This is a genomic window from Pseudomonas sp. DC3200b2, from assembly GCF_049895785.1.
In the GTDB taxonomy this organism is placed as follows: Bacteria; Pseudomonadota; Gammaproteobacteria; order Pseudomonadales; family Pseudomonadaceae; genus Aquipseudomonas; species Aquipseudomonas massiliensis.
Map to the genome: position 1 here is coordinate 616,452 of NZ_JAFCTA010000003.1, position 12,203 is coordinate 628,654.

The following is a 12,203-nucleotide window of genomic DNA, read 5'->3' on the forward strand; positions in this document are numbered from 1 at the left end:
CATTGTTTCTTCCTCATGAGCCATTTCACTCCCGAGAACTTTTTCGATAGCCAGCTGGGCATGCTGCTGGGTCGCACGGCCAGTCTGAAGGACCGTATCCTGGACCAATACCTGGAGGTCCACGGCGTCACAGCGGCGCAGTTCAAGGTGCTGATCATCGTGGCGGAGTGGGGGCTGGACAGCCCTGGGGATCTGTGTCGCCACCTGTCTCTGGACAGCGGCTCGATGACCCGGATGCTCGATCGCCTGGAGCAGAAAGGGTTGATCCGCCGTGCCCGTAGCGAGGCGGACCGCCGGCAGATCTGTATCACCCTGACCCCCGATGGCCAGCAACTGGTGGCGCGCCTGCCGCATATCGGCGCCGACGCCATGAACCGGCTGGTCGGCGTGCTGGATACCGCCGAGCTGGCGGAGCTGGAGCGCCTGTTGAAAAAAATCCTTCTCAATGCCGGCGACCCTGTGGCCTGCTGGCGCATGGGTAAAAAATGAACGCCCGATTGCCTTTGTTCAAATGCTTGCCACTGGTACTGGCCCTGGCCGCGGCAGGCTGCGCCAACGACCATGGCCTCAAGCCGAACGCCAATCTGGCCAAGGCTGAAGGTCTGGGTGTCCAGGCCAGCCTGGCTGATGTCGCGATCAGCCCCGCGGCCTGGCCATCGCCCACCTGGTGGACAGGCCTCGGAGATCGCCAGCTCGATGCCCTGATCGATGAAGCGCTGCGTGACAGTCCGGACCTTCAGGTCGCCGCCGCGCGCGCGCACCAGGCCATGGCCGCAGCCAATGCCGCTGACGCCGATCGTCAACCCTACGTGGCGGCTGATGCCAGCGTGTCCCGCTCGCGCCTGGCCAAGGTGCAGGATCCCCTGCTGACCGGCGATCGCTATTCCACCCTGCGCAGCGCCGAAGTGACCTTCGACTACAGCTTCGATCTTTGGGGTGGTGAGCGGGCCGCCTGGGAAGCGGCCCTGGGCCGGGCCCGCGCGGCCGAGGTGGACCAGCAGGCGGCTCGGCTGACCCTGGCGGTGGACGTTGCGCGCGCCTACAGCGACCTTGGCCATGCCTATATCAGCGCGGACCTGGCCCGGGAAGATCTCGAGCGCACGCGGCAGATGCTTCAGCTAGGGCGTCAGCGCCTGGCCGCGGGCATCGATAGCCAATACCAGTTGCAACAGACCGAAAGCCTGGAAGCCAGCGCTCAGGAACAGGCGCTCAACGCCGACAAGCAGTTACGCAGCGCTCGTGTCGCCCTGACGGCGCTCCTTGGCAAGGGGCCTGACCGTGCCGGCGACATCGCGCGGCCGCGGATCCTTCAACCCGCCGCTGTGGCCTTGCCTTCCCAGTTGCCGGCCGACCTGCTGGGCCGGCGACCGGACCTGGTGGCCGCCCGGTGGCGCGTGGAAGCGGCCAGCCGGGATATCGACGTGAGCAAGACGCGTTTCTACCCCAACCTGAACCTGACCGCCGCCGCCGGGACCCAGTCCATGCTCGGCGATGCGTTGTTTGGCACCGCCAGTCGCTTCTTCAATGTGGCGCCCGCCGTCTCGTTGCCGTTGTTCGATGGCGGTCGCCTGCGCGCGGGCCTGGACGCCCGTGACGCGGACTACGAACTCGTCGTGGCCCAGTACAACAAGACACTGGTAGGTGCGCTCGCAGAAGTGGCCGATGCCATCAACCGGCTACAGGCCCTGGGCAACCAGGTCGCTGCCAAGCAGCATGCGGTGGACGTGGTGCGCCAGTCCTACGACACGGTTACCCAGCGGTACGGCTCGGGCATCGGCAACTACCTGGATGTGCTGACCCTGGAGCAACAGCTGCTTGGCGCCCAGCAGCAATTGGCCGCGCTCAATGCCGAGCGCATCGACGTCTCGATTCAACTCATGCAGGCCCTCGGTGGCGGCTACCAGGGGCAAACCCTGGCCAGCACCCAGGCCCCACGCGATTAACCAAGGTACCTTTCCATGGCCACTGCCAATTCCCAAGCTCACGGCGACCAGGCTGGAAATGCCCAGCCCCAGGGCAACCCGCGCAAGCGCAAGCTGATGCTTTTCCTTTTGCTGCTGCTGGTGGTCGCCGCCGGGGTGGCGGTATTCGCCTGGCACGAGCTGCATGGACGCTTCTATGAGGAAACTGACGATGCCTACGTCAACGGTAACGTCGTAGAGGTCACCCCATTGATCGCCGGCACCGTCGTCAGTATTGGCGCCGATGATGGTGACCTGGTACATGAAGGCCAGACGCTGATCACCTTTGACCCGGCCGATGCGCGCATCGCCCTGGAAAACGCCCAGGCCAATCTCGCCCGGACGGTTCGCCAGGTGCGTGGGATGTACAGCAACGTAGACAGCCAGCGCGCCCAGACCAACGCTCGCCGGGTCGAATTGCAAAAAGCCCAGGAAAACTACAACCGCCGCAAGACCCTGGCCGCTACCGGCGCCATTTCCCAAGAGGAGCTGTCGCACGCTCGCGATGACCTGGCCGCCGCCCAGGCCGCGCTCGGAACGGCCCAGCAGCAACTGGCCGGCACCGTCGCGTTGGTGGACGACACGGTGATTTCCTCGCACCCGGACGTACAGGCCGCCGCCGCGCAACTGCGCGACGCCTACCTGGCCAGGGCGCGCACCACCCTGGTGGCGCCGGTGACCGGCTATGTGGCCAAGCGCACCGTGCAATTGGGCCAGCGCGTGCAGCCCGGCACGCCGACCATGGCGGTAATCCCCCTGGATCAGGTTTGGGTAGACGCCAACTTCAAGGAAACCCAGCTGCACGACATGCGCATCGGCCAGCCGGTAACCCTGACTTGCGACCTGTATGGCGATGATGTCAGCTATCACGGCACGGTGCAGAGCATCGGCGCGGGCACGGGTAGCGCCTTCTCGCTGCTGCCGGCGCAGAACGCCACGGGTAACTGGATCAAGATCGTGCAGCGCGTGCCGGTGCGCATCGAGCTCGATCCCGAGCCGCTCAAGGCGCATCCGCTGCGCATCGGCCTGTCCACCGTGGCGACCGTAGACCTGCATGATCAGAGCGGCGCGGTGCTGACCCAGCAGGCGACCCAGCAGGCGGTGTTTTCCACCGCCGTCTACGAGCAGCAGCTCAGCGAAGCCGATGACATGATCGCCCGGCTGATCCACGACAACAGCGCCCAAGGCAAGACGGCCCGGCGCTGAGCCCAGTCGCGTCTCCCATGCGAGGCGCGCCCTTCGTTTGCAGGATACCGCGATGAGTTCCAACGCGTCCTTTACGCCGCCCAGCCTGGTGCTGAGCACCATCGGCCTGTCCCTGGCGACCTTCATGCAGGTGCTGGATACCACCATCGCCAACGTCGCCCTGCCGACCATCTCTGGCAACCTGGGCGTGAGCGCGGAGCAGGGCACCTGGGTCATCACCTCCTTCGCGGTCAGCAACGCCGTTGCCCTGCCGCTGACGGGCTGGCTGAGCCGCCGCTTCGGTGAAGTGAAGCTGTTCATCTGGGCTACCCTGCTGTTCGTGCTGGCGTCCTTCCTGTGCGGTATCTCCACGTCCATGCCCGAGCTGGTGGGCTTTCGCGTGTTGCAGGGCCTGGTCGCTGGGCCACTGTACCCCATGACCCAGACCCTTCTGATCGCCGTGTACCCGCCGGCGAAGCGAGGCATGGCGTTGGCGCTGCTGGCCATGGTCACGGTCGTGGCGCCCATCGCGGGCCCTATTCTGGGTGGCTGGATCACGGACAGCTACAGCTGGCCATGGATCTTCTTCATCAACATACCGGTGGGCCTGTTCGCCGCCGCCGTGGTGCGCCAGCAGTTGGCAAAGCGCCCAGTCCAGACCAGCCGCCAACCCATGGACTACATCGGCCTGCTGACACTCATCATCGGCGTGGGCGCGCTGCAGGTGGTGCTGGACAAGGGCAACGACCTGGACTGGTTCGAGTCCCGCTTCATCATCATCGGTACCGTGATCGCCGTCATAGCGCTGGCCGTTTTCGTGATCTGGGAAATGACCGACGCACACCCGGTGGTGAACCTGCGGCTGTTCGCCTTCCGAAACTTCCGGGTAGGCACCGCCGTGCTGGTATTCGGCTATGCCGGCTTCTTCGGTATCAACCTGATATTGCCGCAGTGGCTGCAGACCCAACTGGGCTACACGGCCACCTGGGCCGGGTTCGCCGTGGCACCGCTGGGTATCCTGCCTGTGCTGATGTCGCCCTTCGTGGGCAAGTACGCGCACAAGTTCGACCTGCGGATTCTTGCCGGTGGCGCCTTCACCGCCATTGGCCTGAGCTGCTTCATGCGCGCTCAGTTCAACACGGAAGTGGACTTCCTCCACGTGGCGCTGGTACAGCTGTTCATGGGTATCGGCGTGGCACTGTTCTTCATGCCTACCCTGAGCATCCTGCTCTCGGACCTGCCGCCCCAGCAGATTGCCGACGGGTCCGGGCTGGCGACCTTCCTGCGCACTCTGGGAGGCAGTTTCGCCGCCTCCCTGACCACCTGGATCTGGAGCCGCCGGGCCATCGAGCACCATGCCTACCTGAGCGAGAACATCAGCACACTGGACCCTGCCACCCAACAGATGCTCCAGCAACTGGGCGGCGCCAACGACAAGAGCTACGCCCAGCTCGAACAGATGGTCAATGCCCAGGCCTATATGTTCTCCACAGTGGATTACTTCACCCTGCTGGGCTGGATCTTCGCCGCGCTCATTCTGCTGGTGTGCCTGGCCAAACCACCATTCACGGCCAAGGCAGGGCCGGCTTCGAGTGGTCACTGACGCCTGGCCAGGGCCGCGTCGGGCATGCTGGAGCATCTCCGCCGAGTGTGCTCCGGGCGTACCCAGGCCTGCGCTCATGGCCACCTAATGCAGGCTTAATCACGTCAGCGTACGCTAGAAGCCTGTCAGCAACCATCGAAACGCCTATGCACCTTTTACTCTGTGAAGACCACGACCTGATCGCCAGCGGCATCGTTGCCGGGCTCGGTGCCCAGGGCGCGGTGGTAGACCGGGTGGACACCGCTCGCGCCGCCGAGGCATTGCTCAAGGTCGCTCGGTTCGATGCCATGATCCTGGACCTTGGCTTGCCGGACGAAGACGGGCTAAAACTGCTCAAGCGGCTGCGTCAGCAGGGCCAGGCCCTGCCTGTGCTGGTCTTGACCGCCCGTGACGCCATCACCGACCGGGTTGCGGGCCTCGAAGCCGGGGCCGATGATTATCTACTCAAGCCCTTCGACCTGCGCGAGCTCAATGCCAGGCTGCACACTCTGCTGCGGCGAATGGCCGGACGGGCTCAGAACCGCATCGAGCACGGTGCCCTTTGTCATGACCCTAGTAGCCGGGAAACCTGGCTGGGCGACGAGCCCGTGGACCTTTCACGGCGCGAGCAAGCGTTGTTGCATGCCTTGCTGCAGAACAAGGGGCGGGTGTTGAGCGCCGAGCAACTCAAGGACTGCGTCTATGGTTTTGGCGACGAAGTGGAAAGCAATGCCTTGAACGTGCATATCCACCATTTACGCCGCAAGCTCGGCAACAATATCGTCGAAACCGTCCGAGGGTTGGGCTATCGTCTGGGGCCGGCCGGCAGTGACCACCAGGAGCGCGCATGAGCCTGCGCTTGCGCCTGATCCTGATCCTCGGTGGTGCCTTCGTGCTTATCTGGGCCCTGGCCGCCGCCTGGATGTTCCGCGACCTGCGCGGGCAGATGATGTTTTCCCTGGATCAACGCCTGGTAGCCTCGGCGCGCATGGTGGCCGGGCTGGTGCAGCAGTTGCCGCACCCCCTTGGCGCACAGGCGGAGGGTGCGCGTATTTCCGCCGACCAGGCCAGCTTGCCGGATGGCATGGCCTGCAAGGTAAGCTCGCTGCGTGGCGAGATTCTGGCTACCAGCCAGCAGGGCGTTGAATCGGTCCTTGGTCAAGAAGGTAATGGCTTCCACGACCAGCTTATCGACGATGAGCACTGGCGCAGCTTCACCCTGGTTCACGCGGATGTGCGCATCACCACGGCCGACCGTCAGCAGGAGCGCGAAGCCCTTAACCGGTCGGTGTTGTTGGCGGCCTCCGCGCCTGTGCTGATGGCGCTATTGGGCAGCCTGGGTGTGCTCTGGCTGGGCGTGGGGCAGGGGCTGGCCCCGCTCAATCGCATCCGCGACGCGCTGACCCGACGCAGCCCTGATGCCCTTGAACCGCTGCAGGTTCACCCCTTGCCGAGCGAGTTGCGTCCGCTGGTCGATACCCAGAACCAGCTGTTCCAGCGCATCGCCCAGACCATCGAGCGAGAGCGGCGGCTCACCGACGATGCCGCCCATGAATTGCGCAGCCCCCTGACCGCGATCAAGACCCACCTGCAAGTGGCCAGGTTGACCGAGGGCGCCGCGCACGCTCAGGCGCTTGGCTGCGCGGAGGAGGGGGCCGATCGGCTTCACCGTACCCTGGAACAACTACTGCTGCTGGCGAGGGTGGAAGGGCGGCTGGCATTCGAGCAAGGGGGCGGTTGCGCGGTTGCCGAAGTCGCACGGCTGGCGATCAACGACACACCAGCCGATGAAGCCCCACGCATTCAGGCCTCGCTGGGCGAGGACAGTGCGCAGGCCCCGCTGGACGTGCCTCTGACCTTGGCGGTGGCGGCCTTGCGCAATTTGCTGGACAACGCCCTGTGCCATGGCGCGCCTGAAGCGCCAGTGGCGTTGGCGGTCAGTCGTGAACACGATCAGGCCCTTTTCCGCGTGCGGAACCACGGGCCAGGCCTGGCGCCTGGTGCCATGCTCCATATGACCGAACGTTTCTGGCGTTCCAGCCGGAGCCAGGGCTGCGGGCTTGGGTTGGCCATCGTGCAGGCTATCGTGCAGCGCTGCCAAGGCCGCCTGGAGTTTCACCCCCGGCCGGATGGGCTTGAGGTCGAGCTGCGCCTGCCATTGCAGGCACAGCGGGAGCAGTTGGCTGACCGATAGCGGAGCCGAGTTGCCGGCCGCCTGGGCAATCGTCTATTATGTTTGACATTGATCACCCTTCACCTTCGGATGCGCCCTGTATCCGGCCATCTCCGAAGCAAGATGATTGAAATGTTTTACAACTGACCAGCCTCGGCGGTGCTTCGTGAAAAGCGTAACTACAAAAAGCCGGTCCAAACCGGTCGTCCTCATGACCATGGGCGTGCAGGAACGGAAAGGCCACCTCTATCAGGTGATGACCCATAAATACATCACGCCTCTGGTGGATATCGCCGACTGCGTTCCAGTACTGGTCCCTACCTGCTGCGGCATCGAGGACCTGGAGCGTTACCTGGACATGGCCGACGGGGTGTACCTGACAGGGGCGGGCTCCAACATCGACCCTAGCCTTTATGGGCAGGAGAACCTGACCCCGGAGAAAACCCAGGACCCGGACCGGGACAATTTCGATATTCCGCTGATCCGCGCTGCCCTGGATCGGGGCATGCCCATCTTCGCCATCTGCCGCGGCATGCAGGAAATCAACGTGGCGCTGGGTGGCAACATTCACCAGAAGCTCTATACCGTGCCGGGTGTCATGGATCACCGCGAAAACCCTGAAGACCCGGTAGACAAGCAATATGCCGACAGTCACGGTGTAGCGCTCCAGGCCCAGAGCTGGCTGGCCGAAGCCGTAGGCCGTCAGGACATCCAGGTCAACTCCCTGCACGGCCAGGGCATCGACCGCCTCGCCGAAGGCCTGGAAGTGCTTGGGCGCGCGCCGGATGGCACCATCGAGGCCTTCCACGCGCCAGCCATTTCCCCGTTCATGGTAGGGGTGCAATGGCACCCGGAATGGCAAGCCATGAAGAATCCTGTATCCATCAAGCTGTTCGAGGCGTTCGGCGACGCCTGCAGGCGTTTCGCCAAGGCCTGACCGGATTCGCCGCGGCACGAATGGGGCGCAGCCGGATGCGCTCGCCCCTGGTCGAGGCCCTGTTCGAGGAATACCCAGGTCCTGCTCATTGAGAGCAGGGCCTGCGTCGAACAGGGCCTTGAAGCCTACCCAGGATACCGCGGGGCGAAAGCGCGCCGGAGTATCTTGCCTCCTTTGAAGTCTCCTTGAACTCCGTATCCGCCAGCCTCCACGCTAGGGTGAAACCGTAGCGGGAGGCGACATTACCGCGGGCCATGAAAAAGCCCGCTGGTCGCAGCGGGCTCTTGCGCTTCAAGGGCGGTTCAGCGCTGTGGCGCCGGGCTGAAATCCATCTTCTCGCCCCGATGGGCAGAGAATTGTGGCAGCAGCGAACCGACGATCATGCCCAAGGCACTGCACAGCAGCCCGGCCAACTGAGGCGGCCAGAAAGCATCGGGTTGTTGGGTAAGCTCCAGCGAGCCCCACACTGCCACGCCCATGAACATGGCCAGGAAGGCGCCCTGGGTGGTCGCCCTTTTCCAGAACAGCCCGAAGAACAAGGGCACCACGGCGGCGACCAGCGTCACCTTGTAAGCGTTGCCGACCATCTCATAGATGCTGGAATCCGAATGCAGGGCGAAGGCAATGGTGGCGGCGGTCATGCCCAGCACACTGCAGCGCATGGCCAACAGCGCCTGCCTGTCGGTCATGTTCGGCATCATTGGACGCAGGATATTTTCGGTGAAGGTCACCGAGGGGGCCAGCAGGGTGCCCGAAGCCGTGGACATGATGGCCGAAAGCACCGCGCCGAAGAACATCACCTGGGCGAACAGCGGGGTGCGCTCCAGGACCAGGCGAGGGAGGATCAACTGCGAATCGCCGGCCAGCAGTTCCTGGACCATGGCCGGGTCGATGAGCTTGGCCGAGTAGATCAGGAAGATCGGCAACATGCAGAAGCACAGGTAGAAGCAGGCGCCGGTCATCGCGGCGCGGGAGGCCACGGTCTCGTTCTTGGCCGACATGACCCGAGCGTAGACGTCCTGCTGGGGAATGGAACCGAACATCATGGTGACGGCCGCGCCTATGAAGGCCACGATGTCCTTGGCCGAGGTGCCTTCGAGGAAGTGGAACTTGCCTTCGGCCGCGGCATGGCCGATCACCACCGAAGGGCCACCGGCCATGCCGCCGATCAGCCAGGTCAGGTAGAACAGGCCCGCGACTATGATGATCATCTGCAGGAAGTCAGTCAGGGCGACCGACCACATGCCCCCGAACAGGGTATGCAACAGCACGATCAGGGTGCCCAGCAGCATGCCTTGGGTCAGCGTAAGGCCGCCATCGGAAAGGGCGTTGAAGATCACCCCCAGGGCGGTCAACTGGGCAGCCACCCAGCCCAGGTAGGAGGCAATGATCACCAGGCTGGTCAGTAGCTCGACCTGACGGCCGAAGCGCTTGCGGAAGAAGTCGCCGATGGTCATCAGGTTCAGACGATAGAGCGGGCGCGCAAAGACCAGGCCCACCAGCATCAGGCAACCGAAGGAACCGAACGGGTCTTCGACGATGCCGGCAAAGCCTTCCTCGAGGAACGTCGCTGGAATGCCCAGAATGGCCTCGGAACCGAACCAGGTGGCGAACACCATGGCGACCACCAGCGGGAACGACATGCTGCGCCCCCCGGAAGCGAAGTCCCCGGCATTCTTGACTCGGGTCGATGCGTAGAAGCCTACGAAGACGGTGATAAGCAGGTAGATCGCGACAAACCAGATCAGCATGTGTTTGTTCCGTGTGTTCGGCCGGTGCGACTGGCCGAGGCCGGTGCACCGCGAATGGCTGTTTATTTTTGTTGGCACGCGGCGAGGCTTGCAAGGCACTGGCGGCACGGAACGGAAGTCTGCCAACCCTGTAAAATATGTCAAACGATATTCGGTGCCACAGCTTAAAAAAATAGACAGCAGGGAGAGGGGTCGCTGCCTTGGTCTATGGCTACAAAGGTGGGCGAACAGCGCGAGCCGTACCTGTCTTGACGTCAAGTCACGTCATCCCTCGCAATATTGTTATCCTTCGCGCTTTTGCATCGCCACAAGGAAGTGGGCCTGATACGAGACCGCCATCGCCATGTTTCCAAGCCGCGCAAGTCCTGCCTCGCTCACCCGCGCCGATCACAAGACCCTGGCCTTGGCGGCGCTGGGCGGCGCGCTTGAGATCTACGACTTCATCATCTTCGTATTTTTCATGCTGACCCTGTCGACCCTGTTCTTTCCCCCGGAAATGCCCGAGTGGCTGCGGGTGTTGCAGAGCTTCGGCATTTTCGCCACCGGCTACCTGGCCCGCCCCCTGGGTGGCCTGGTCATGGCGCACTATGCCGATCGCCTCGGGCGCAAGCGGATGTTCAGCCTCAGTATCCTGATGATGGCCGTGCCTTGCCTTTTGGTCGGGATCATGCCGGTCTACGCCGACATCGGCTACCTGGCGCCGTTGGCCTTGCTGGCGTTGCGAGTGTTACAGGGGGCGGCCGTGGGCGGCGAGGTGCCCAGCGCCTGGGTATTCGTTGCCGAGCATGTTCGCGTCGAGCGCCGAGGTTATGCCTTGGGCTTCCTGCAGGCCGGATTGACCTTCGGCTACCTGCTCGGAGCCTTGGTCGCCACGGCCCTGGCACGCTCGCTTACCGCCGAGCAGATGCTCGATTACGGCTGGCGCCTGCCGTTCTTGTTGGGCGGCCTGTTCGGCGTGCTGGGCGTGTGGTTGCGGCGCCTGCTCAGCGAAACCCCGGTGTTCCTGGCCATGCGCGAGCGCCGTCAGGCCATGGCCGGGCTGCCCTTGGCCCAGCTGCTGCGCAGACATCGGGCGAGCCTCCTGCCTGCTGTTGTGTTGACCTGCGTGCTGACCACCGCGGTGGTGATTCTTGTGGTGCTGACGCCCACCTTGATGCAGCAGCGCTTCGGCCTGGCGGCGGCGGATACCTTCGCCTTGAGCAGCCTGGGCATTGTCTTCCTGAACATCGGCTGCGTCCTGGCCGGCCTGCTGGTGGACCGGGTCGGGCCGCGCCGCGCGCTGCTGCTCTACAGCCTGTTGCTGCCGCTAGGCACCCTGGCTCTCTATGGCGACCTGATCCTGGATTGGGGCTTGACCGGTCCGGCCTATGCATTGGCCGGTTTGTGCAGCGGGGTCGTGGGGGTGGTGCCGTCGGTGATGGTAGGCCTGTTCCCCGCGCAAGTGCGAGTATCCGGCATTTCTTTGACCTACAACCTGGCCTATGCGCTCTGGGCGAGCCTGACGCCCTTGGCTGTGTTGGCGTTGGTGCCCGACAGCGCCTGGGTACTGCCGGGCTACAGCCTGCTCATGGGACTCGTAGGGATCGCCTGCGCGCTGGCTTGGCGCAGCGCCATGATCCCCCAGGCCGAGTTTCAATGAGGCCAGCCGTCGCTGACCAGGAACAGCCGTTGAGCCTCGTGGGCGAACTCTCCCTCTGGAACCATGCGAACGAGAAGCTGGGCGGGCGCGTCGGCGGGTAGCGCCTCCAGCCAATGCTGAAGGCTGAACGCATCGGTCAGTTGGGCGGTAGGGCAGCGCGCCGGCGCCAGCCAACTGGCCCGAGGGAGCGGCTGCCAGTACCCCCTTGCGGTAGCCGCCACCGCCGGCCACTGGCAGCGGTGCAGCCACTCTCCACGTGCATGCTGCGCATTGGCACCAGCGGGAGGCTCGCCATGGGCATGCCAGGGGTAGAACAGGTAGCCACCCAGCCAGAGCCAGGGCTGCGGCGCATCCAGGCCGAGACTGTGCAAGCGCTGCCGGGCGGCGGGATGTCCGGACAGCGTCAGTTGATGGCTGCTCAGGTGCAGCAGCTTGCGGTCCAGGCGATCATCGCGTCCAGGCCCGAGCCAGTGCGAGGTTTCTTCGCCGCTGGCATCGTCGCGGCCAAGGTAGAATTTCACCGCCAGCTCCAGATGGTGCACCCCGTCGCGGTCGCGCAACAGGGCGTCCATCTCGCCAAGGGTCTGGTTGCCGTTGCGCACGGGCAGATTGGCTGCCAACAGCTCCACCCCGGGGGCTTCGCGCAAGGCGAACTGCCACAGGCGCTCGTAATAGACGCCAAGCCGGTGCGTCGAACTCAGCGCCAGCCAGTCACTCAAAAGCCTGTCGTCACTGTCCAGCAGGCACACCCAGTGGGCCAGCCGTTCAGGGTCGCGCGCCCAGTCACTGCCCTGCAGTGGATGGCGTTGAGCCCAGGGGGCCTGGCTGAGTATCGCTGGCGACGTCAGCACCCAGGCCAGGTCCCGCACGGCGGGCCGACGCAAGGCGCGAGGCAAGTGGGCAAGTTCGGAAAAAGGGTTCATTCGGGCAGCATAGCCGCTCGAGCCGGGTTTATCCGCCTCGTCGCTTTTTGTC

Annotated in this window: 10 protein-coding genes; 8 read left to right on the forward strand and 2 right to left on the reverse strand. The window is 64.3% G+C overall.

From position 1 onward, the window contains the following. The first annotated feature begins 15 nt into the window (after window positions 1-15). The 7 genes from ACP691_RS12200 to ACP691_RS12230 all read left to right on the forward strand — a co-directional run bounded on the left by ACP691_RS12200 (window position 16) and on the right by ACP691_RS12230 (window position 7,838). Window positions 16-489, forward strand: coding sequence for a MarR family winged helix-turn-helix transcriptional regulator (locus tag ACP691_RS12200; RefSeq protein WP_426149669.1), 474 nt, complete (start codon window positions 16-18; stop codon window positions 487-489). After that, complete coding sequence (locus ACP691_RS12205) at window positions 486-1,943, forward strand: efflux transporter outer membrane subunit (protein ID WP_426149670.1); 1,458 nt, start codon at window positions 486-488, stop codon at window positions 1,941-1,943. Before ACP691_RS12200 ends, ACP691_RS12205 begins: the two co-directional genes overlap by 4 nt. A gap of 15 nt (window positions 1,944-1,958) precedes the next feature. After that, window positions 1,959-3,167 carry an HlyD family efflux transporter periplasmic adaptor subunit gene (locus ACP691_RS12210; RefSeq protein WP_426149671.1) on the forward strand — a complete coding sequence of 403 codons (1,209 nt, stop codon included), beginning with the start codon at window positions 1,959-1,961 and terminating at the stop codon, window positions 3,165-3,167. Window positions 3,168-3,219: 52 nt separating this feature from the next. Beyond that, window positions 3,220-4,749 (forward strand): DHA2 family efflux MFS transporter permease subunit, encoded by a 1,530-nt coding sequence (locus ACP691_RS12215; RefSeq protein ID WP_426149672.1) that lies wholly within the window; start codon window positions 3,220-3,222, stop codon window positions 4,747-4,749. A 146-nt stretch (window positions 4,750-4,895) separates the two neighbouring features. Then, window positions 4,896-5,579, forward strand: a complete 684-nt coding sequence (locus tag ACP691_RS12220) for a response regulator (protein WP_426149673.1) — start codon at window positions 4,896-4,898, stop codon at window positions 5,577-5,579. Continuing rightward, window positions 5,576-6,922 (forward strand): ATP-binding protein, encoded by a 1,347-nt coding sequence (locus ACP691_RS12225; protein ID WP_426149674.1) that lies wholly within the window; start codon window positions 5,576-5,578, stop codon window positions 6,920-6,922. The genes ACP691_RS12220 and ACP691_RS12225 overlap by 4 nt, the downstream gene beginning before the upstream one ends. 190 nt (window positions 6,923-7,112) lie before the next feature. Continuing rightward, window positions 7,113-7,838, forward strand: a complete 726-nt coding sequence (locus ACP691_RS12230) for a gamma-glutamyl-gamma-aminobutyrate hydrolase family protein (protein ID WP_426149675.1) — start codon at window positions 7,113-7,115, stop codon at window positions 7,836-7,838. A gap of 302 nt (window positions 7,839-8,140) precedes the next feature. On the opposite strand, the gene ACP691_RS12235 is transcribed toward ACP691_RS12230, so the two are convergent. Then, window positions 8,141-9,589, reverse strand: coding sequence for a sodium:solute symporter family protein (locus ACP691_RS12235; RefSeq protein ID WP_426149676.1), 1,449 nt, complete (start codon window positions 9,587-9,589; stop codon window positions 8,141-8,143). A 343-nt stretch (window positions 9,590-9,932) separates the two neighbouring features. On the opposite strand from ACP691_RS12235, the gene ACP691_RS12240 reads away from it, so the two are divergent. After that, a complete protein-coding gene (locus ACP691_RS12240; protein ID WP_426149677.1) occupies window positions 9,933-11,228 on the forward strand; it encodes an MFS transporter in 1,296 nt (431 codons plus the stop codon). On the opposite strand, the gene ACP691_RS12245 is transcribed toward ACP691_RS12240, so the two are convergent. Next, window positions 11,222-12,151, reverse strand: a complete 930-nt coding sequence (locus ACP691_RS12245; protein WP_426149678.1) for a DUF1853 family protein — start codon at window positions 12,149-12,151, stop codon at window positions 11,222-11,224. The genes ACP691_RS12240 and ACP691_RS12245 overlap by 7 nt on opposite strands. Window positions 12,152-12,203 lie beyond the last annotated feature (52 nt).